We start from the raw sequence: 21,895 nt of genomic DNA on the forward strand, positions 1-21,895 counted from the left end.
GGTAGCTGGTGCCAAGTACCGCAATGGCCTTCAAGTGAAAGCAGCAGCATGACCCCAAGACACCGCTCAGCTATTTCCACAACATTTGACAGGACCTCCCGCCGTGGCGGGTAGTCGTAAACTGGCTGGCTCGGTCGAGGTACAGGCTATTGGGGAGGCCGTAGCGGCGGAAGACGTGGTAGAGTACCATAAAGCAGGCATCACGTGACTCCTGTGGTGCGAACAGACCATAGAGCGGTATTCCGGTGGCATCGTCAGTCGAGAGCATCAAAGTCAGCATGGGCAGTTCCGGTCCGAGCCACAGGTGCGGGCTGCCATCGAGGAAGAGCATGGTGCCGAATTGGGCTTGGCGCTCGCGGCGGCGACGATGGTGATGACCATGGTGCGGTTTCGGGCCGAGGCCTTCGGCTCGGAGCCAAGAGCGGACGGTCTCACGGCTCAGGTTGATGGCGAATTCATCGGCCAAGGTTTCGGTGAAGTGGGCGAAGTTGAAGTCGAAGCAATCTTTGCGGTAGATGCCAACGACCCGCTGTTGCAGGTAACGGGGCTTGGCGTTGGCCGGAGTGTGGCCGTGGTTGCCGTGGCGGACGCCGGCGGCGCCGTGCCTGCGGACGCTGGCCTTGAGGCGGAAAACCTGGCGGCGACTCAGACCAAGCATCTTGGCGGCTACGGCAGTGCTGAGTGCTGCGACCAGGGCCTGTTGAATCACACTGAAGCGTTTCATGTCCTGTTCAGAGTAGCAGACTGACTGTGACATGCCGCCAGCATAGCGGCCGACACGCCAGGGTATGACATAATCGCTCTGCCACTAGCCTATGACATTATCGCTCTGCGGCCACATAAGAGGCGCAGTTGCTTGACACCAGGACACTGCCAAGGTAACATCGTCTGCAATTCCGGGGAGTACCCGTGCAGTTCATCCGCCGATTCAGCGGCGCCTTTCCGGGCGCCGCATTGCGAGCCGAAGGAGCATCGGCTGACCGCCAACGGCTGACTGCCAGCAGCCGGAAGCGCTATATGACTACAAGATCTGCGGCACTTGTCAAATCACAGGCGACTGGGCCTGAGCTATAGGGCGATGCTGTTCCTGCGCCGGAAACCGAAGGCGGGCCGGGCAGCGCTGGACGATTTCCTGTCGAACTGGGAGAAGCTCCAGAACTTCGACCCGAGAGAGCGTCGCGACCCGACCTCAAGGCTTGTTGATTTTCTGACCACAATTCCGCAGTCGGTCGAGAACGGCAAACGGCAGTTGGCCGAAGCTGGTCAGCAAGGCACAAGTAGCAGCGTTGATTACCTGCTGGACGCGGTGAGCAGGCTCCCGTCCATCGGCGAATGGCGATTGGCGAATGGCGATTGGCGGTCGGCGTTGGAGGATCCAAAGACCCCATGGGAGAAGCTGGAGAATGAGGTCGGGGTAGTCGCGAAGCTCGTGAACCGCTTCCGAGTGCACGAACTACAGGCGGTGAGCGGTCCGGGTCGCGAGCGAGTAGACCGCCTGCGCGACCGCCTGCGTGAGCTGGGGCGCTGGGCAAACCGGGATGAGTACGCCGCGGCAATGCACGAACTTGAAGAAGCCGTCGCTGAGCTGGACCGGGCATTGGCGGAGCACGACCAGGCACACCCCGAGTATCGGCAGTATGTGAAGCAACTGGCAGAATTGTACCGACTGCGCGAGGAAGGTTTCCGCGCCCTGGTGGCCGGCGATTCGCCCGAGGGTCTATCAGTGACGGTCGAGTCGCTGAGCAGCCCCAGACCGGAGCGGGTCCAACTCGCACTCGAAGCGCTGCTGGCGCGAGGGTGGCAGCCGGCAACGGTCGACGCGAAGCTCGATTGGTACTGCGCCCAGGCGCGGCGCCCGGATCTTCGCGCCAGGGCGCTGGCCGGACTCTCTGTCCTTGTCGGCCAGACCACCGACCCGGCACTGCTGGTTGACGTTGTTGAACCGCGCCTCGCCCGGGAAGGGCTGACCGACCTGCAGGAGGAAGGACTTCCGGATCTTCGGGCCGGCCTGCTGGAACATCTTGCCGCGCTGGGCGGCGAGCGGGCCGCAGCGAGGCTGGTGGCAGTGCTGGAGTCCCACACTGATCCCCCGAGCCTCAAGGTGACGGTCATACGTCTGCTGGTGAAGGCGAACCCGCCGGAGGCGGTCAGGCTTCTGACCGACGCGATGAGCAGTATTGAGACCGAGGTGCGGGTGGCGGCGACTCAGGCGCTGGCTACGGTCTCGACCGAGACGGGCACGGCGGAAAGGGCAGCCGTGCTTGACCGCCTGGTTTTCGCACTGCGCGACGGCGAACCTGTAGTACGCGACGCTGCTGTGGAGTCACTGAGGAAGTACCCAGACGCAGTCGGGCAGTTGATGCAGATACTGCTCGAGGATCGGAACCCGGCCGCGCGTGAGTCTGCGGCCCGGACCTTCGCGAGCGAACTCTCGCCGGACGCGGCCGCCACCGAAGTCCTGGCGCGCGCGCTGTCCGATGAGGACGCCGCGGTGCGCCGCGCCGCGGCCGAGGCGCTCGCGGCCCAGAGCCGAATACCATCGTTGCCCGAGGGCAGGATGCGGTACCTTGCTGCGAAGCAGGATTGGCGGGGAGTGCGGCAGGCGGGACGAGCGGCGATTCCGTATCTGGTGCCGTTGCTCAAGGACCGGGATGAAGCTGTTCGCCTGGAAGTCGTGAAGCTGTTGGGTTCGCTACGCGAGCGAGAGACGGCTCCCGAGGTCAGTCACCTGTTGTCCGACGCGAGCCAGGAGGTAAGACGTCAGGCGGCGCTCGCGCTCGTCGCGCTGGGAGACGGCGCTCAGGCGGTCGCGCTGCGCGCGGCGGCGGCCAAGGAAGGGTTCGAAGACGTGCGCAGAGAGATGGAGAGCGCGGTCCGGCGGCTGGAGAAGGCATGAGAACAGCCGAAGTCAGAAGTCAGATATCAGAATTCAGAACGCAGAAGTCCGGAGCCGAAACCCGAAACCCGGCGGCTCGACGAAGGTCTCTAGCGTGCTGGGCTTACTAAAGGGCCTCATTCCGTCCAAGAGCGACCGCGAGGTGAAGCGGCTCTGGCTTCGGGTTGCGGAGATAAACGAGCTCTGGGGGACTCTCAAGAAGCTGACGGACGCTGAACTACCGAAGAAGACCGAGGAGTTCATAGCCCGCATCCGTGAGGGCGAAACGCTGGACGACTTGATGCCAGAGGCCTTTGCTCTGGCCAAGGAAGCCTGCCGGCGTCTTGTGGGCAAGAAGTGGACGGTTACCGGGCAGGAAATGACCTGGGACATGGTCCCGTTCGATGTACAGCTCATCGGCGGGATGGTGTTGCACGAAGGAAAAGTCGCGGAGATGCGGACCGGTGAGGGGAAGACACTGGTCGCTACCATGCCCCTTTATCTGAACGCCCTCGCGAAACAGGGCGCGCACCTGGTAACGGTGAACGACTACCTGGCCCTGCGTGACCGTGAGTGGATGGGGCCGGTCTACGAGTCGCTCGGGCTGACCGTCGGCTGCATCCAGCAGGGCATGGAGCCGGCCGAGCGGAAGCCGCACTACAGCGCCGACATCACCTACGGCACGAACAACGAGTTCGGGTTCGACTACCTGCGCGACAACATGGTCGGGCGCTGGCAGGACAAGGTGCAGCGTGGGCACAGCTATGCTATTGTCGACGAGGTCGACATCATCCTCGTGGACGAGGCGAGAACGCCACTCATCATCTCCGGGCCGGTGGAAGCCGAGGACAGAGGGTTCGACCGCATGACGCCGCAGGTCAGAAGGGTTTTCGGGCAGCAGAGTCTGCTGGCCAACCGGCTGGCTGCCGAGGCACTGAAGCTGCTTGACGCCGACAACGAAGCCGAAGCGGGCGTGAAGCTGCTGACGGTGCGCCGCGGTGCCCCCAAGAACAAGAAACTGCTCGAGGCCGAGCAACGGCAGGGTGTCAAGTCGCTGATCGAGCGGACCGAACTCAGCTTCATCCGGGACAAGCGCTTCCCTGAGATTGACGAGAAGCTGTACTTCGTCATCGACGAGAAGGACCATTCGGTCGCCTTGACCGAGATGGGGCGGAAGGAACTCGCCCCCGGCGAGCCGGAGGCGTTCGTTCTGCCGGACCTGGGCGAGGAGCTGGCGCGGGTGGACCACTACACGTCGGTGACCCCGCAGGAGAAGATCAAGGCGCGGGAGGAAGTCTATCAGCGTTACGCGCGCAAGAGCGAGATGCTGCACAGCTACCAGTCGCTCTTGAAGGCATTCTCGCTGTTCGAGAAGGACGTCGACTACGTCGTGCAGGAGGGCAAGGTCATCATCGTAGACGAGTTCACCGGCCGTTTGATGCCGGGCCGGCGCTACTCGGACGGACTGCACAGCGCGCTCGAGGCCAAGGAGAACGTCAGAGTGCAGGGCGACACCCAGACGTTTGCGACGATAACGCTTCAGAACTACTTCCGCATGTACAAGAAGCTGGCCGGGATGAGTGGCACAGCGATGACGATCGCGGGCGAGCTCTTCAACGTGTACAAACGCGACGTGGTGGCGATACCGACGAACGAGCCCTGCCGGCGCATCGACTACCCGGACATCGTCCACAAGACGCGGGCGCAGAAGTACCAGGCAGTGGTGGACGAGATCCAGACCTGGCACGCACGGGGCAGGCCGATTCTCGTCGGCACGACTTCGGTGGACGTGTCGCAGGTGATATCCGACATGCTCCGACGACGGAAGATCAACCACGTCGTGCTCAACGCGAAGTTCCACCAGCATGAAGGCGAGATCATCGAGGATGCGGGCCAGGCCGGTTCGGTTACGATCGCCACCAACATGGCCGGCCGCGGCACGGACATAAAGCTGGGTCCCGGCGTCGTGAAAGGTGAGTGCTGCTACGTCGTCAAGGACACCGGAGGCAAGTGCCCCGTCTGGGAGGAAAAGCCCGGGAGCTGCGAAGAGGACGTTCCCTGCGGGCTCTACATCATCGGCACCGAGCGGCACGAAGCGCGGAGGATCGACGACCAACTGCGCGGCCGTTCCGGCCGCCAGGGCGACCCCGGTTCCTCGCGGTTCTTCCTCTCGCTCGAAGACGATCTGATGCGGCTGTTCGGTTCTGAACGCGTGGCCAGATTGATGGACCAGTTCGGTGCCAAGGACGATGAGCCGATCGAGCACCCGCTCGTTACACGCGCCATCGAAGGGGCCCAGAAACGGGTTGAGGAGCGCAACCGGGAGATCCGGCGGCACCTGCTGGAGTACGACGACGTGATGAACCGGCAGCGGGAGGCGGTGTACGCCATCCGCGATGCGGTCCTGCAGGATGAATCCGACGCATCACACACGACGCCTGACGCCGAAGCGGCGGCCGGCTCGGCACCTGAATCCCAGCCCGCGGACCCGGCGCTCGCCCGTCTGCGGGCTGTTTACGACGACATGGCGCGTGGACTCATCAGCGACTTCGTGAACAAGACCATCGGCGCCGGGAAGCGCGCCGAGGAATGGGACTGGGATGGGCTGCGGGGCGAACTCTCGATGACTTTCCTTGCCGACCTCCGGGTGGACGAAGACTACCGGTTCCGGGCGACCGTCGACGAGTTACGCCAAACCTTGACAGATATCGCTTCCCGTCGGTATGATGAGCGTCGACAGGAGTTGGGCGACAGGCAGTTCGCCGGGCTCTGCCGGAGTGTGTTCCTGTATGCCATTGACAGCCGGTGGCGCGAGCACCTCTACGCCCTGGATACGTTGCGCGAGGGCATCAGCCTGAGCGCCTACGGTCAGAAAGACCCGCTGGTCGAGTACAAGCGCGAGTCATTCGACCTGTTCCAGGAGATGATGAGGGACTTGTACAAGGATGCGCTGACGATGCTGTTCCGCGCCCAATTGCGCGGCGTGGAGGAGAGGCGGCAGCCGGCGCAGCGTTCGGTCCGAGCCTACAAGCCGGAGGCGTCCACGTCGGCACCCTCCGGAGCCCCGCCTGAGCCGGCGAAGGCAGGCCAGGCGCGGCGCCCCACCGACAAGGTGGGGCGGAACGATCCCTGTCCGTGCGGGTCTGGCAAGAAGTACAAGCGGTGTTGCGGAAGCAACAACCCGGAATGAAGCGACATTCGCAAACCCGGGCTGCGGTCCTGATGCCGGGGCCGTGCCCGATAGCAGCTCAATAAGGAGGAGCGATGGCACAAGGTAGCAAGAGCCGGATGATAATCTGGGCGATCGTGGGCGTACTGGTCGTGGTGGCGGTGGTGATGCTGATCTCGAAGCCGAAGGACATGGGCAAGCCCGTCGATGCGGACCAGCTGACCCGGAGCTATGCGCGTCTGTTCGAGCGTCTCGAGAAGAAGACTGCCACGGTGCAGTCCGAGTATCCGGGCGCGCCGGCCGAGCAGATGCAGAAGATAAACGAAGGCGTTGCTCTCGGCAGGGCGATTCTGGGGCGCGTGCCCGGGCTGACCGAGCAGAAGGACCTTGTCGCCAAGCGGGATTCGCTCAAAGAAGTCTACGTCACCGCCATCAGGTCCTTGAAGGCGATTACCGGACAAGACGAGGAAGCGCCGGAAGGCGGGAAGTAGACCAGCGGCTCGCAGATACAGTCTTCCAGTCGGGCGGCCGGACCCGGGAGAGCCCGGGCCCGGCCTTGTGGTCGGCAGCCACGCGGTTTGAAGCGGAGAGGCGGAGCACTGGCATGGCCGATGGCTGGAAACCTACTATTCCGCTGTTTCGCTTTGCCGGGTCCCGCCGAATCCGGCTTGAGACGGGGCGGTTCCTGGGAGCTTGACGTCGGTCGAGCCGGCGCTAGACTTCTGGACTCGTGACCGCGAAAAACTGGAGGCATGCTTGAAGAGCAGGATCGTCGTCTGGACTCTGGTCGCAATCGTCGTTATCGTCGGGATGATAGTGGTCTTGACTGCGCCAAAGACGTCGCCGAGTCCCAGGGTATCGAGGGAGACGATAGAGACCGAGGCAGCAAGAGCTGAATCCCAGCTCGATCGGCTCACCGCCCGTATTGCCGAGCAGAGGAAGTCCGGAGCACCCGGCACCCGCAACGAACGTCTGGATGAGGCCGAGGGACTACTGGCGGAGGCGCGGGACAAGCTCGGTCAGGCCAAACAGGCCACCGACGTCAAAGAGGCCCAGCAGTTCCTGATCGATGGCAGCAAGTCGTTGCGGAAGGCACGCCGGACGATTCAGCTGGCCAAGAGACCGTAGTCGAGACCGCAGGGGACCGGAGCAGGGCCTGCAAGTCAGCGGGCAGCTGGGCTTCCGGTTGTCCGCTTGGCTGCGGAATCTGCCTAGTAGTAGATGTAGCGGAGGCGCGGGAAACCGAATCCGCCGACCAGCCCTTCGGTCGTCTCTTCCAGCAACTCCAGCACCCAGGACTTGAGCCGACGGCTGGGCCGGATGAGCCGGGGTTCGCCTTCGATGCCGCATAGCGAAGCGGCGATGCGCTTGGCGTCCTCGAATGTCCCGAGAGTGTCAACCAGTCCAAGGGCGAGGGCCTGACGGCCGGTCATTATCCGGCCGTCGGCAAACGCACGGACGCTGTCCTCGGGTATCTTCCGCTCGGTGCTGACGATGGCAACAAACTGATCGTAGGCATCGGACACGACATCCTGTAGCAGTTCGCGGTCCTGGTCGGTCATGTCCCGGAAGGGCGAGCCGATGTCCTTGTGGACGCGGGATTTCACCACTTCGACCTTCACCCCGATCTTGTCCATCACTCCCTTGAGCATCGGGAACTCCATTATCACCCCGATTGAACCGGTCAGGGTCTGCGGATTGGCGACTATTCTGCTGGCCGGGGCCGACACGTAGTAGCCGCCGGACGCGGCAAGCGTCCCCATCGAAACGATGATCGGCATTCCGTCGTCACGGATGCGCCGGATCTCCTCGTAGATTTCGTGCGAGGGGGTCACAACCCCGCCGGGGCTATCGACCCGGATGAGGATGCCCTTGACTTGCGAGTTGCCTTCGTGTGCCTTGAGCTGCCGGACGGTCTCGGTCGCGTCAACGATTGCGCCCTCGATCTCTATGTAGCCGAGGCCCTTGTCCCATGCCTTGAGGCTCGACAGATCGGATGCTGAGCTGGCAATCGCGAAGGCAAGGAACAACCCCAGCGTCAATGCCAGCAAAGACGAGGTGACGACAACCAGGACTATGACGGTCTTTCGACTCATGGGAGAATGGGCCCAAGTAGATTCGAACTACTGACCCCTGCGTTATCAGCACAGTGCTCTACCACCTGAGCTATGGGCCCGGTCGGGCCGGACGCGTCGAACCGGTCAGACCCGTCGGACATCTTACGGAAACGAGTCTCGGAGTCAAGAAAGCGGCTTGACGCGCGCGCCCTGTGGGGTGTCCTCGACTGTGAAGCCGAGCTCAGCAATCCGTTCGCGCAGCCGGTCCGATTCAGCCCAGTCTCTCGCTTTGCGCGCACGGTCGCGCGCCGCAACCAGTTCCGCTATCTGGCTCGGAACCTCTGACGTCGCGGCGGCGAGCTGCATCAGCCCGAGTCCGAGAACCCGGTCGAAGTCGACAATAGTCTCCCAGGCCGCGCGGTCCTGACGCTGGTTTCCCTCGCGGACCAAGCCCCAAACCGCGGCCAGACCCTGAGGTATGTTCAGGTCGTCGGCGACGGCTGCTTTGAACTCCTGCCGGAAGGGTGCGGTCCAGGAGGCGTCCTTCACCGGCCACGCCTGCGCGTTGCGGCCGAAGTCCACGAGTCCGCGCAATGAGTTGTCGGCGCTCTGCAGAGACTCCGCGGTGAAGCTCAGAGGCATGCGATAGAGTGCGGTCTGGCAGAGGTAACGGAAGGCGGAGGGTGAGATACCTCGTTCCTCCAACTGGGAGATGGTCACGAGGTTGCCCTCCGACTTGCCCATCCGGGCATCGCCGATGACGAGAAAGGCATTGTGCATCCAGCGCACGACCGCTTCCTTGCCCGTCGCAGCGAAGTTCTGGGCGCGTTCGTTCGTATGGTGGACCGGCACGTGGTCGATCCCACCGGTGTGGATGTCGAAGCACTCGCCAAGGTACTTGATGGACATGGCCGAGCACTCGACATGCCAGCCCGGGAATCCCCGTCCCCACGGCGAGTCCCACTGCATCAGGTGGTTGGGCTGGTTCGTAATCCAGAGCGCGAAGTCGGACGGGTTGCGGCGTTCCGGGTCGACCTGGGTGCGCGCCCCCGCCTGCTGCTCGGCCAGGTTCAGCCGCGACAAGAGAGCGTACTCCGGGTACTTTCCGGTATCGAAAATCAGGCCGACCGATGTCCGGTAGGCAAAGCCGTTGGCCTCGATCCGCCGGATCAGTTCGATCATGTCCGGGATATGTTCCGTGGCCCGGCAGACGATGTGCGGCAGCTCGATGTTCAGCCTGGCTGCATCGTCGAAGAAGGCCTTCTCGTAGAACCGGGCGATATCCTCCGGGCTCTTGCCTTCCAGCCGCGCCTCTTTGTCGAGCTTGTCCTCGCCCGTGTCCTCATCGCTGGTGAGATGACCGACGTCGGTGATGTTCATCACGTGCTTCACCTCGTAGCCCAGGTATGCCATGACGCGCCGGAGAGTGTCGGAAAAGATGTAGGCGCGGAAATTGCCGACGTGGGCGAACATGTAGACCGTCGGACCGCAGGTATAGATGCCCACCCTCCCCGGCTCGAGAGGTGCGAGCTCTTCCTTGCGGCGCGTGAGGGTGTTGTAGAGCTTCATCTCAGGGATGGATGATAGTGATGGAATCTGTATGCGTCAAACCGAGGGCCGCCCAGGGACAAAGCTCGAACAATAAAACCCGAAGCTCGAATCAAGCTTGAAGGAAGGTGAACGCCGGATTGATCGTTCGGGTTTTCCCTGTTGATTCGTCATTCGTACTTCGTCATTCGGATTTGGGCCCTGTCCGACCTAGGCCAGCGGCGTGCGGGCGGCAGCGGGCAGGTCGAGCGGCGAAGGACCGAACCGGGCGAACCGCTCTGTACCGGCCGCGGCTATCATTGCCGCATTGTCGGTGCAGTAGGCCGGCCGCGGGATCACCAGCCTGAACTCGTGGCGCAGCGCCAACTCCGCCAGGCGTTCCCGGAGAAAGCCGTTGGCAGCGACTCCGCCGGATACGCCGACGACCCGCAAACCGGTCCGCCGCACTGCCTGCTCGATGCGGCTGGTGACAGCGGCGACTGCGGCGCGCTGGAAAGACGCGGCCACGTCGGCACGCGGGGCATCGGGGTGATCACGCCGATGGTAGAGCACGGCGGTCTTCAAGCCGGAGAAGCTGAAGTCGAATCCTCCCGGATCGGGAACCGGGAAGACGATGCTCTCGCGACCTTCGCGGCCCAGCTTCTCGACCTCGGCTCCTCCCGGGTAGGGAAGCCCGAGCAGCTTCGCCACCTTGTCGAAAGCCTCTCCACAGGCGTCGTCAATCGTCGAGCCGAGCGGCCGGTATCGGCACCACTCCTCTACGACAAGCAGTTCCGTGTGGCCGCCGGAAAGCACCGCCGCGAGAAACGGCGGTTCCAGTTCCGGGTTTTCGAGGCGCAAGGCGAAGACATGGCCCTCGAGATGGTTGACCCCTATGAGCGGTACGCCCAGGCTGTGGCTCAGTGCTTTGGCAAACGGCAGGCCGACAAGCAGAGCGCCCATCAAGCCGGGCGTGTGCGTTACGGCGACCAGTGACAGGCTGGACCAGGCGACCTTCGACTGCAGAAGGGCGGCCTCCACGACCGGGACGATGGCTTTCATGTGCTCGCGGGCCGCGAGTTCCGGCACCACGCCACCGTATTCAGCATGCACCAGCTGTGACGACACGACACTGGAGAGGACCGTCGTCCGCCCGCCTACCACGCTCGCCGCCGTCTCGTCGCAGGAGGTCTCGATGCCGAGACAGAGCGAAGAAGAGTGGTCCAGTGGTCTAGTGATTTAGTGGTTTCCGGGTCCGCCAGCTGCGTTTGTCTGCGGCTTCATTTCCGCATTCGCGTTTCGAGCTTCATCCGTCATGCGAGTTTGGTCATTCGGGTTTGGGGGCCGGCACGCCTGCCGACCTACTTGACGATGACGTCGAAGACCTGCGGCTCGCACTTCACCAGGTGGAAGCCGGGCGGCAGCGTGATCTCCGCGGCGAGCTGGTACTCGCCCGGCGCGAGTCCCGAGGTCCTTATCTGGGCGGAGATGTCCGATTGCTTGAGCGAGGCAATTCTCGAAGCCGGGCCGGCCACGGCAATCTGCGCTTCGGCCGGGTCGACCTCGACACGCTTGGCGTCGGCCCCGGCGGGAACGACCGGCAGGCCCAGGAAGATCCTCGCTCCCTCTTTTTCCAGGCCGATGACCACGTCCACCGATTCCGGCACCATGGCGAAGCGCCCGTCCCGGGGTGGGACCACCTTGAGGCGAAGGCGGCCCGGCTCAGTCACGGTGGCAAGGTCGAGAGTCTCGGTGGTGACCGCGGACGCGACCTTCAGGTCTTCTTCGGTACCGGAAATCCTGATCTGGGCCGGCGGCTCGTTTATCGACAGCGCGACCCCGCTGGCGGGCTGCCCCCTGGTCGGGACCTGCACCTGGACCAGGCGGCTCGAGGCGGCGGTAAGCTTCATCTCCACGTTGTCCGGGTCAAGCGTCCGAACCCGTACGTCCGGCGGCAGCTTGAGGGCTGCTGGCGAGAGCTGGAGTCGGCGGGTGCCTGCCTTGCCTTCGGGGACCTCCAGCCGGAAGGCGAGCTGATGAGGTTTCAATCCCAGGAGGTCCCGGCCCTTGCCCTCGAGCGTGACGACGGTGTTCTCCACGTCTAGGTCCGGGATGACCTGTTTGGCGTCGGACCCGGCCGCCGCAATCGGCACGACCACGCGTACGTTGTACGTTCGGTCGAGGACGGCCATTACCCAGAAGAAACCGGCGATAAACAGAGCAAGCAGCTTGAGCGAAACGTCGCGGGTGACGAAGCGGAGCAACTGAGACATAAGAGTATGTTAGTAGCCGAACGGCATCTGTCAATCAGTTCCGGCTTGACTCGCGACGCTTTTTGGAGAATCATCTGTGAAGAGAATGATCAAGTCCCAATTGCCAATGCCCAATCAAGCCCGAATGTACAAGGGGTCGGACCCTGGTGTTTGCCCGTAGAGGAGTAGCGATGTGGAACGAAGCTGATTTCAAGAGAATCCGAGAGCAGATCGGGCGGCTCGAACCGCAGATGGTCGAGATGCAGCGTCGGCTGGTGGCATTGCCGGCGATGAGTCCCGTGTCGGGCGGCGGTGGCGAGAGGGCCAAGGTCGACTACCTTGGTGGGCTCCTGCGCTCGTGGGGACTGGAGGTAGCCGAGTACCGGGCGCCGGACAATCGCGTCCCGTGCGGCCATCGGCCAAGCCTGACCGCGCGCCTCAAAGGTCGGAAACCTCGTCCCGCGCTCTGGCTGATGACGCACCTGGACGTGGTTCCACCCGGACCGAGGGATCTCTGGCAGAGCGACCCGTTCGAGGCTAGGGTAGAGAGCGGCCGCATCTACGGCCGCGGCACCGAAGATAACCAGCAGGAGATGGTCGCGTCGTGCTACGCGGTGAGAGCCCTGCTCGACCTCCAGCTGATCCCGCAGACAGACGTCGTTCTGATGCTCGTCGCCGACGAAGAGAACGGGTCGGACTACGGAGTGGGCTGGCTGTTGGAGAACCACGACCTCTGCCGGCCGGAGGACCTTGTGGTCGTACCCGATGCCGGCAACGAGGTCGGCACGCTGCTGGAGGTGGCGGAGAAGTCGATCGCCTGGGTGAAGTTCACCACTCTGGGGCGCCAGGCGCACGGCTCGACTCCGCACCATGGCAACAACGCGCACCGGGCCGGCGCGAACCTGCTCCTGCGTCTGGACCAGCGGTTGCACGAAAAGTACAACGCGGAGGACAAGCTATTCTCGCCACCGGTTTCTACCCTGGAGCCGACAAAGAAGGAAGAGAACGTCCCCAATATCAACACTATTCCGGCTGAGGACGTGTTCTACTTCGACTGCCGGGTGCTGCCGCAGTACCAGTTGACGGACTTGGTAGAGGACATGAAGCGCATCGCCGCCGACACAGCGACCGAGTTCAAGGTAGAGGTCAAGGTTGAACAAGTCCAGATGGCGCAGGCCGCGCCTCCGACTTCGCCCGATGCCTCGGTTGTCCGGATGCTGGCGAACGCCGTGCGGGAGGTCTACGGAGGCGAGCCTTTCACGCGGGGCATCGGCGGGGGCACGGTTGCGGCGTTGTTCCGTCGGCGGGGCATCCCGGCAGTAGTCTGGGGACGCAACGAGGGACAGGCGCACAAACCCAACGAATTCTCGGTCATTGCGAACATGGTCGGCAACGCTGCGGTCTACGCCCACCTGATGGGGCAGACGCCTGCCTAAACTCGAATCTCGCACCGTCCGACGGGGGTCGCTGGGGCCAACTCGAGATTCGAATCAAGCACGAATGCAGCAGACAGGAGTCGGGGAATTCGGACTTCAGTCGTCACTCGAGCTTTGTGTTTCGGATTTCCGTCACCGCGACGTCGCCCTTTCTTGACTCCTCGCCCGGCAATCGGTAGATTTCTCCTCAGATGAATCCATCTTCACTCAAACTCGTGTGTCAGTACGTTGACTCGGACAGGGCAGAGGTGGTAGACGCGCGCGCGACCGGCGGTGAGGTCATCAGGATTCCCTTCCGGCAAATGGTCCTGCCGACGCAGGCGCTGGCCGTACTGGCAGACAATCTCGCGTGGTTCATGGAGCAGGTGACCGGCCGCGGATACCAGAAGGCCGAAGAGGTGTACGATACCGGGTTCACAGTGCGCGAGCCCGGACGCAACGCCTACGGCCTGAAGGTGACCGCCGAAGGTCCGGTCGTGATTATCGCCCGCGTATCGCTGCTGGAGGATGAGACTATCTTCCAGCGGTACGTCAACTATCTCCGCACCGGCGTCCTTCTGTAGCTGCTAGGTTAGCAGTTAGTAGTTAGCAGTTAGCAGACGGACCCAGCACAGTCCAAACGCGAAGCCTTCTCCGCAGCACACCTAACTCTTAACTCCTAACTGCTAACTCCGCTAGACCGCGAGCAGCAACAGTTCGGCGGCGAAGGCGAGTGCCGCGAGCCAGAGAAGGAGAGGGGACAGGTCCGAGGACTGGCGATGGACGGAGGTGGACAAGAACTGGTAGCCCTGCTTCTTCAGCGCGTCAGCAGAGGCCTGGGTCAGGTTGCCTTCGGATGCAAGGACGTTGACTGCGTATGGCTGGTCCGCAACCCGATAGATGCCAGGTTGTCCGGTCCGTGCGAGCACGACTTCCGGTCGGCCTGGTCCCGGTTCAGGTGTCTCGACTCGGCGACCATCCGGCGTTGCGACCGCAACCGGGCCGGAACCCTCGACCGTTGCACGTATGGTATCCCCGACTACGTACTCTGATTTGAGTTCTGCGCTGGCAAGGTAGAGCAGCGTGCGGTGCAGCAGCGGCACGAATGCGGCTTTGAAGACGAGGTCGGTGGATCCGGGCAAGACGGTGAACGACCACACGACGAGCCGGCCGTCCTCCGCATCAAGCATCAACGGCTCGCCGTCAGACAGCCGGGCAGGAACCCGGGCCCCGACCGGGTCCAGTCGGGCATGACTGAAGAACCTGGCAGCCGAAAGGTCGGCCGCCTTCATGATCTCCAGGATCGGATGCGTCGTATCCACCGAGGCGACAGAGACGAAGCCGGCGGGCCGTGACGAACCTCGGAACCGTATGCGACCGGCGAGGAGCGCCGAGTCAGCAGGCGGGCTGCCGAACATGACCAGGGCTGAGCCGCCGGACTGCAGGAAGAACCCGAGACGGGTCCAGTCGGGCCGGCTGAGCGCCGCGGCGTCGGTAACGACGACCGTCGCGAACCGGCGCGGATCGTAGCGGCCGAACTCGGCGGCAGCAATTGTCGTAAGGCTGAAGACCGAAGAGGAATCAGACCCCAGGGCGTCGACCAGGTACTTCGCCGGCACCGCGGGCGACTCCACAACGAGCACCGAGAGGCGGCGGGGTTGGTAGATGGCAAGCCAGCGGCTGTTGTCCGCTTCCAGCGAATCGCCGCGTAGATCGACCCTGGCTACGTGATAGCCGGAGTCGACAAGTGCGGTCTCAAACGTGACGGTCGCAGACGAGTGCGGCTTGATGGCGACAGCCTGTTCCTCGCGGTGATTGTCTACAACCAGTACCGCGGTGCGGGTCACCGGCCGCGGGCCGTAGTTGGCGAAGTCCGCCTTGATGCGCGTGGCCCGGCCCGCGACCGGGAAACGGTCCTCGGTGAAGAGCCGCGTCACGCCCGTATTCTCATCGTCCGGTGTCTCAGCGCCGGCCAGAAAGACCGGCACGTCGGGCGGCGGCTGCCAATCCGACGGTATCGCGCGGGCCTGCAGGTCGGTGACAACCACGACTTCGGCGTGCGCCGGCTTCGCCAATTCGACCGCACGCTTCAGGGCAGGTTCAAGGATCGCGCCAGTAGACGACGGCTTGAGCGAGTCGAGTACCGCAAGAAGGGAACTGGGAGTCGAGAGTGGGGAGTAGTCGGAGCCTTCAGATTGACTCGCAAGGAGCAGCGCGGCGCGACGTCCGGGACCGAGTGATGTCAGCAGTTCCCGGGCGACAGCCAGTGCCTGCTGCCACTGCGATGGTTTCGACATGCTGTAGGAGTCGTCGATGACGACAATGAGGTCGTTCGCGCGGCCGAGTCCGGGCAGGCGGTGGCGGACAAAGGGGCGGGACAGGGAAAGCAGCAGGGAGAGCAGCGCGAGCGTGCGGAAGACGAGCAACAGCAGTTCCTTGAGACGGAGCCAGGAGAACCGCTCGCGCTTCGCGGTCGTAAGCAGAAGCAGAGAGGGGAAATCAGCGCGTTTCAGCCGCAAGCGGCTCAAGATGTGGATCACGACGGGGATAGCCGCAAGGGCGGCGAGGGGAAGAAGCGAAGGCGCTGAGAAACCCATCAGTGCCTGGGAGGCGAAGTCCGAAATCCGAAGCACGAATGTCGATTGAAACCCGAATGGCGCAATACCGGATGCAGGTCAGGCACTAGCGCATGCGGAGGAGCTATTCGAGCTTGGGTCATTCGGACTTGAATCGTCATTCGGTATTCGAGCTTCGGATTTGCCCTCACCTCATCCTGCTCCGGCGTTCGAGGTACGAGAAGAGCGCGCGGTCGAACGGCGTGTCGGTCGTCACCCGGTGATAGTCGATTGCCGCTTCGCGGCAGCCGCGCTCATACGTCGCGAAGAATTTGTCGAAGTCCTTCTGGTATTGCTCGCGGAGCACGCGTGGGTCAACGGTCATCTCCCGGCCGGTCTCCATATCCTTGAGCAGGACCGGGGTGCGGAAAGCGAACTCCCGCTCGTTCGGGTCCTGGATATGAAAGACCAGCACCTCGTGTTTCTTGTGGCGGAAGTGGCGGAGCGCGGTCAGGACTGCCTGCGGCTCATCCCACAGGTCCGACATGATGATGACAAGGCCCCGACGCTTCACCCGCTCGGCCAGTTGGTTGAACGTGCCCGCGATGTTCGTGTCGCCGCCGGGTTTCACGATTGAGAGCTGGTGCAGGAGCGCATTCAGGTGGGCAGGCGTGCTGCGCGGCGGCACGTAGTTGTTTATCCTGTCCGTGAAGGTGATGAGGCCGGCCGAGTCCTTCTGGTGCAGCAGCAGGTAGGCGAGGCTCGCGGCCAGCATGCTTGCGTATTCGAGCTTCGAGACCTTGCCGGTCGCGTAGGACATCGATCCGGAGGCGTCGAGCACGAGATACGCGCGCAGGTTCGTCTCCTCCTCGTACTCGCGGACCACGAACCGATCGGTCTTGGCATAGACCTTCCAGTCAATCCGCTTCGGCTCGTCTCCGGGCATGTACGGGCGGTGCTCGGTGAACTCTACCGAGAAGCCCTTGTAGGGAGAGCGGTGAAGGCCGGCGAGGAAGCCCTCGACCACCAGGCGCGCCTTCAGGTCGATGCCCTTCAGCTTGGCGACGACTTCGGGTTTCAGAAAACGGGTGGATTCAGGCACGGGCTACTAGTCTACTATCGGCGCACCAAACGCGCAAACCCGGCACGGCCTGACTGACCACAGATGGACACGGATGAACATAGATGCAGAGGATAATCGCCCCGATGCCGAGGAGGGGGCTCTCGGGACAGCCGCAGATGACGCAGGTGTCTGGGAGCGTCAGCCGGCACTGCACGAATAGGATGCCATCTCGAGTGGAGTCGAGGATCCCTCAGCCGCTGCCACTGAAACTGGAACATGACCTTCGGAGTGTAAGCGCCGGTCGTGCAATCGCGGGTCGGGTCGAAGGAGGCAGTCTGGTATCGGCGGTTTGACAGGCAGGGGTTCAGGACTATCATTGTCGCGTGAACAGACTGGTGGCAGTTCTGCTTGCCCTCGCGTTGAGCGTGGGGGCGGTGTTTGGGCAAGGACGAGTGCTCTGGCAGGATGGAGGAGTTCAGTTGTGCGGGCCCAGCGCCACAGAAGACCTGGTGGCGACAAGCGATGGCGCCGGCGGCGCGATAGTCGTATGGTCGGATGCCCGTCAGTGGCCGGACGGCATCTACGCACAGCGGGTCAACGGTAGCGGCGACCCGCTGTGGACCGATAGTGGCATTGCCATCGACGACTCATCGATAGCGGGTCGCATCTGTGTTGTGGCAGATGGAGAGAATGGGGCCATTGTGGTCTGGGGTCCTTCGTCTGCCGGCGCTTCGATTGCGGTGCAACGGCTGGATGCCGATGGCACGCCGCTCTGGGGAGCGAACGGGCTGGAGATACGGCCACTTGTCATCAATCCGCCGCTCAGTAACGCTCCCGCGGTCGCAAGAGACGGCCACGGGGGAGCAATCGTGGCTTGGACCGCCAATGTAGCCGTCAGTGGTCCGCTGGACACGCTCATTGTCTGCCGTGTGGACAGCAGCGGGACCAAGCGGTGGGAGACGGTGGTTCGAATGGACACAATGAACGACCCACCCACCCTGTGCCAAGACGGTCACGGAGGCGGCGTCATCGCATGGTCTGAGCACTACTTGGGGCCCGTGCGTGTTCAGTGCGTTGACAGCGCGGGCAGCATTAGATGGGACTCGGCCGGTGTGCTTGCTTGTACGTTGTCCGCAGTGAAGGCGGTATGGGCGTGCGTGGCAATGGGTGAGTCGTCCTTCGCCGTGGGATTCGCGGTAGGTCCGGGCTGGCACGATCGTGCGCAGATGTTCGACTTGGCAGGGAATCGGCTTTGGGGGCCGATAGGTGTGCCGGTCACGGGTACGTCCTACTCCTCCTCGGGCTGTGTCGCACTGCCGACAGATGTCCGCAGGCAGTCGATCTGGCTGTGGTCCGAGAACAGGACGGGTACGACAGACCTCTTTGTCCAGAAGCTCGACTCGGCCGGCATTCGCGGCTGGGATTCGACTGGAGTCTGGCTGGGTTCTGTTGATACATCCGGCGGCCAGTTCTCGGCCGCTATCGACGGCCGAGGTGGAGCTATCGCGGCCTGGACGCTGTACCGGAGCCGACTGAACTGGGATGTTTACGCCCAGCATGTGGACTCCTCCGGCCGCCTGTGTTGGAGTGACACTGGGCTGGCCGTGTGTCTAGGCGATGACAACGTACGGTACCCGGTTGCGGTGACCGACGGAGATGGCGGGGCGATCATCGTTTGGCTGGACGATCGGGGTCTATACGTGCAGAGAGTTGCGGATGTGCCAGGGGGCATGGAATCGGTGGGTGATGAGCGCAGAGCGATGGACGAGGGACCAACGGTCGCACGCGGAATGCTGTTGCTGGCAGGAGCCACAAGCCACAGGCCTCAAGCTCCAAGCTGGCTGTCGGATGCGGTTGGACGGAAGGTGTTGGACCTGAAACCGGGGGCGAACGATGTTCGCGCGCTGGCACCGGGCGTGTACTTTGTGAGAGAAGCCCAAGCGCAAGCTCAAGCACAAGCCGTCCGGAAGATCATCAAACTGAAGTAGCGGTCCACCTGCGTCTGAGCGGTTGACGGAACCGCACCGAGAGTCCCACGAGCAACCGGCCAGGGAATCTGCCGGGTAGCTCTCCCAACAGTCCTGTGAATTGCCCATCAGATTGCCTGGTAGAGTGCTTTCCGAGCTACTTTCCGAGTAATTCTCCGGACTATCTGCGGAGCGAACTGCTGAATTGCTGTCCCGGTAGCCTTCCCCGTAGCTCGCCGGGTACTCTGGAGAATAGCCCATCCAGTAGCTTGCCGGATTGCCACCCACGTGGCTCTCCGGATTCCTGAGCGGATGGCTCAGAGAATAGCCCGTCCGATTGCTGGCTGAGTTGTTCACTCCGTTCTTCACCGAATAGCTGGGGGGACGGGATAGGGGAGATTCATCAATGCCCAATAACTGATTACTGATGAAGAAGTTAGAACACTCGGGATCTCGACTCCAGGGGGACATATACTAAACTGGCAGTGTTCGGGCGCATGCGAGTGTGCCTTAATCCGCGCCATCTGCTGCTTGTCCGATCCGAGCCTTGAAGTTCTTGGCGTCTTGGCGGTTTCCATCCGTCCTGACGCTTCGTGTCTTTGTGGTATGCTCCGGTTCGGTTCCTATGTCGGTCGCTTGGCTTGAATGAGTTGCCATTTCGGGTAGATTGGGGCGTGGCGCTTGCGAGCATCAGCCTGCGCGGCTTCAGGAACCTCGACCCGACAATCATCGCGTTCGACAGCGGCGCGAACTACCTGTTCGGGCCGAACGGCGCAGGGAAGACGAACCTACTCGAAGCCATCCACTATCTCGCTATCGGCCGGTCGTTCCGGCGATGTCCGGACGCGGAGCTGCTCGGGTTCGGCAGGGACGTTCTGGTTGTCTCCGGCACCGACGAGCGCGGCGACACCGCGGAGATACGGTTCGACGGCCGTGAGAAGCGGATACTCAGGAACGACATCCCGGTTGAGAAGCTGTCCGAGTACTTCGGGTGGCTGCCGGTCGTGGTGCTGTTGCTGGAGGATATCGAGTTGGTGAAGGGCGCGCCAGCAATCCGGAGAAGTTTCCTCGACATGGCCATATCGAAGGCGGAGGGCGGGACGAAGTCAGAAGCCAGAAGCTGCTCTTCACCCCAACCCTCTCCTCATGGAGGAGAGGGAGAGCGAAGCGAGGGTGAGGAGGCGGGTGGCGGTCAGCGGCGGGCGGACAACGGACATCGCGAGGGGCGTAGCTACATTGCGCTGATTGCCGAGTATCGGCGAGCGGTGAGTCAGTACAATCGGCTGCTGGAGAAGCGAGGAGAGAGGAGAGAGGAGGGAGGAGACGAGCTGGCGGCGTGGGAGGAGGAGGTCGTCCGTTCGGGAGTGCCGGTGTATGAGGCGCGTCGGGCCAAGGTGGGTGAGTTGCTGGCGAGTGCGGCAAATCACTATGAGCGGCTGGCCGGGCACAGCGCGGTGTTCACCTACCGGTCGAGCGTCGTGGCTGCGGGGACACGATCGGAAATCGTCGCCAGGGGACAGTCCCCGGCGCACGAAGCTCCGCACTCTGGTACAATCGCCACGGTTTCGGTCATGTCCCCATCCAATCTTGCTGAGGCGTTTCGTCAGAGGTTGTCGGCGACGCGAGAGCGGGCGCGGGTGCTCGGCCACGCCGTGGTCGGGCCGCATCGCGACGACATCAGGATAGCGCGGGACGACCGCGAGCTGCGGAAGTTCGGCTCGGTCGGCGAGCAGCGGCTGGCGGGCATCGCGCTGCGGCTGGCCGAGGCAGACATGATTCTCTCCGCGGGCAGGCAGCGGCCGGTGTTTCTGCTGGACGAGGTGGCGTCGGAGCTGGACGAGCAGCGGAGCCGGATGGTGCTCGCGATGGTGGCAGAGCGAGGGCAGATGGTGTACGCAGCCGCACGGAGGACCGTGCGGCTGCATATCCGAAGTCCCAAGGAAGACGGACGAGTGGCGGATTCGGTAAGAGACGGGGACGGATCACTCGACCACTTGACCACTGGACCACTGGAACGCTCTTCCGGAAAGGAATTCCATGTCGAGGCAGGTAAGGTATCGCAAGTTTCGTAGCGTCGGCAGCGTACTGCCACGCGTGCTGAAGGGGCTGAAGCTCGACAAGGTGCTGGCCGCACAGCCGGCGGTGGATTCGTGGCCGCAGATCGCCGGGCCCAAGACCGCAGAGCACACCCGGGCGGTTGAGGTCGACGGCAAGACGCTCGTCGTTGTGGTCGACAGTCCCGCGTGGATGGTCCAGCTCCGGTTTCTGAAGCCACAACTACTGAAGAAGATCGAGGGGCGCGTCGGCAAAGGGCTGGTTACGGACTTGAGGTTTGTGCTCGGGCAAGGGAGGAGAGAGGAGGGAGAAAGGGAGAAGGGATGAAGGCGGAAGGATGAGGGATGAAGGCGGAAGCGAGGAGCTCTTCACCCCAGCCCTCTCCTCATGGAGGAGAGGGAGAGCGACGCGAGGGTGAGGAGGTGAGTGGCGGGTGGGCAGAGGGTTGGCAGAGGCGAAATCTAGCTTGATTATTCAACCACCTGGAGTATCATAGGGCCCAATGGCAGAAGCCTACAATGCAGCACAAATCCATGTCCTAAAGGGCCTCGAAGCGGTCCGGCACCGGCCGGCGATGTACATCGGCGACATCGGGGTGCGGGGTCTGCATCACCTGATTTACGAGGTGGTGGACAACTCGGTAGACGAGGCGCTGGCCGGGGTCTGTGACGAGATAACCGTGACCATCCACTCGGACGACGAGGTGTCGATTCTGGACAACGGCCGCGGCATTCCGGTCGACATCCATCCGACCGAGAAGCGGTCCGCGCTCGACGTGGTGTTGACCGTACTACATTCCGGCGCGAAGTTCGAGCACAAGGTCTACCAGATTTCCGGCGGGTTGCACGGCGTGGGCGTGTCGGTGGTGAACGCGCTTTCCGAGCACCTGACCGCCGAGGTTTTCCGCGACGGCAAGTCATACCGGATGGACTTCGAGCGCGGCAAGGCGCAGGGCGACAT

17 protein-coding genes and 1 tRNA gene are annotated in these 21,895 nt (G+C 63.1%); 10 read left to right on the forward strand and 8 right to left on the reverse strand.

Annotated features, from left to right (window positions below; translation table 11 throughout):
• Positions 1–70: 70 nt before the first annotated feature.
• Complete coding sequence (locus tag FJY68_09290; protein ID MBM3332026.1) at positions 71–757, reverse strand: helix-turn-helix domain-containing protein; 687 nt, start codon at positions 755–757, stop codon at positions 71–73.
• Between the two features lie 321 nt (positions 758–1,078).
• Here FJY68_09290 and FJY68_09295 point away from each other — a divergent pair, with 321 nt between their 5' ends.
• From FJY68_09295 to FJY68_09310, 4 genes are all read left to right on the forward strand, one after another.
• Positions 1,079–2,896 (forward strand): HEAT repeat domain-containing protein, encoded by a 1,818-nt coding sequence (locus tag FJY68_09295; GenBank protein ID MBM3332027.1) that lies wholly within the window; start codon positions 1,079–1,081, stop codon positions 2,894–2,896.
• A 94-nt stretch (positions 2,897–2,990) separates the two neighbouring features.
• Positions 2,991–6,065, forward strand: coding sequence for a preprotein translocase subunit SecA (secA, locus tag FJY68_09300; protein ID MBM3332028.1), 3,075 nt, complete (start codon positions 2,991–2,993; stop codon positions 6,063–6,065).
• 74 nt (positions 6,066–6,139) lie between these two features.
• A complete protein-coding gene (locus tag FJY68_09305) occupies positions 6,140–6,535 on the forward strand; it encodes a hypothetical protein (protein ID MBM3332029.1) in 396 nt (131 codons plus the stop codon).
• A 265-nt stretch (positions 6,536–6,800) separates the two neighbouring features.
• On the forward strand, positions 6,801–7,172 hold the full coding sequence (locus tag FJY68_09310; protein ID MBM3332030.1) for a hypothetical protein: 372 nt from the start codon (positions 6,801–6,803) through the stop codon (positions 7,170–7,172).
• Positions 7,173–7,255: 83 nt separating this feature from the next.
• Here FJY68_09310 and sppA read toward each other — a convergent pair whose 3' ends face one another.
• The 5 genes from sppA to FJY68_09335 form a co-directional block, all read right to left on the reverse strand.
• Positions 7,256–8,140, reverse strand: coding sequence for a signal peptide peptidase SppA (gene sppA / locus FJY68_09315; protein ID MBM3332031.1), 885 nt, complete (start codon positions 8,138–8,140; stop codon positions 7,256–7,258).
• Positions 8,141–8,147: 7 nt separating this feature from the next.
• Positions 8,148–8,220 (reverse strand) — tRNA-Ile (locus FJY68_09320).
• Between the two features lie 64 nt (positions 8,221–8,284).
• The gene (locus tag FJY68_09325; GenBank protein MBM3332032.1) at positions 8,285–9,670 is read right to left on the reverse strand and encodes a cysteine--tRNA ligase; all 1,386 of its coding nucleotides are present in this window, start codon (positions 9,668–9,670) and stop codon (positions 8,285–8,287) included.
• Positions 9,671–9,859: 189 nt separating this feature from the next.
• On the reverse strand, positions 9,860–10,867 hold the full coding sequence (gene tsaD / locus FJY68_09330) for a tRNA (adenosine(37)-N6)-threonylcarbamoyltransferase complex transferase subunit TsaD (GenBank protein ID MBM3332033.1): 1,008 nt from the start codon (positions 10,865–10,867) through the stop codon (positions 9,860–9,862).
• Positions 10,868–10,989: 122 nt separating this feature from the next.
• Positions 10,990–11,901, reverse strand: a complete 912-nt coding sequence (locus FJY68_09335; protein MBM3332034.1) for a hypothetical protein — start codon at positions 11,899–11,901, stop codon at positions 10,990–10,992.
• A gap of 170 nt (positions 11,902–12,071) precedes the next feature.
• Between FJY68_09335 and FJY68_09340 the strand changes: the two genes are divergently transcribed.
• A complete protein-coding gene (locus FJY68_09340; protein MBM3332035.1) occupies positions 12,072–13,316 on the forward strand; it encodes a M20 family metallo-hydrolase in 1,245 nt (414 codons plus the stop codon).
• Between the two features lie 191 nt (positions 13,317–13,507).
• A complete protein-coding gene (locus FJY68_09345) occupies positions 13,508–13,879 on the forward strand; it encodes a hypothetical protein (protein ID MBM3332036.1) in 372 nt (123 codons plus the stop codon).
• Positions 13,880–13,990: 111 nt separating this feature from the next.
• On the opposite strand, the gene FJY68_09350 is transcribed toward FJY68_09345, so the two are convergent.
• A complete protein-coding gene (locus tag FJY68_09350; GenBank protein MBM3332037.1) occupies positions 13,991–15,928 on the reverse strand; it encodes a VWA domain-containing protein in 1,938 nt (645 codons plus the stop codon).
• A 130-nt stretch (positions 15,929–16,058) separates the two neighbouring features.
• Positions 16,059–16,952 (reverse strand): DUF58 domain-containing protein, encoded by an 894-nt coding sequence (locus tag FJY68_09355; protein ID MBM3332038.1) that lies wholly within the window; start codon positions 16,950–16,952, stop codon positions 16,059–16,061.
• Positions 16,953–17,296: 344 nt separating this feature from the next.
• Here FJY68_09355 and FJY68_09360 point away from each other — a divergent pair, with 344 nt between their 5' ends.
• From FJY68_09360 to FJY68_09375, 4 genes are all read left to right on the forward strand, one after another.
• Positions 17,297–18,901, forward strand: a complete 1,605-nt coding sequence (locus FJY68_09360) for a hypothetical protein (GenBank protein ID MBM3332039.1) — start codon at positions 17,297–17,299, stop codon at positions 18,899–18,901.
• Positions 18,902–19,473: 572 nt separating this feature from the next.
• On the forward strand, positions 19,474–20,952 hold the full coding sequence (locus FJY68_09365) for a hypothetical protein (protein MBM3332040.1): 1,479 nt from the start codon (positions 19,474–19,476) through the stop codon (positions 20,950–20,952).
• The gene (locus FJY68_09370; GenBank protein ID MBM3332041.1) at positions 20,918–21,262 is read left to right on the forward strand and encodes a DUF721 domain-containing protein; all 345 of its coding nucleotides are present in this window, start codon (positions 20,918–20,920) and stop codon (positions 21,260–21,262) included. The genes FJY68_09365 and FJY68_09370 overlap by 35 nt, the downstream gene beginning before the upstream one ends.
• Positions 21,263–21,437: 175 nt before the next feature.
• The coding region (locus FJY68_09375; protein MBM3332042.1) for a DNA gyrase subunit B at positions 21,438–21,895 on the forward strand (458 nt) is incomplete at its 3' end.

The organism is candidate division WOR-3 bacterium, assembly GCA_016867815.1.
Classification (GTDB): domain Bacteria; phylum Hydrothermota; class Tepidihabitantia; order Tepidihabitantales; family Tepidihabitantaceae; genus UBA2258.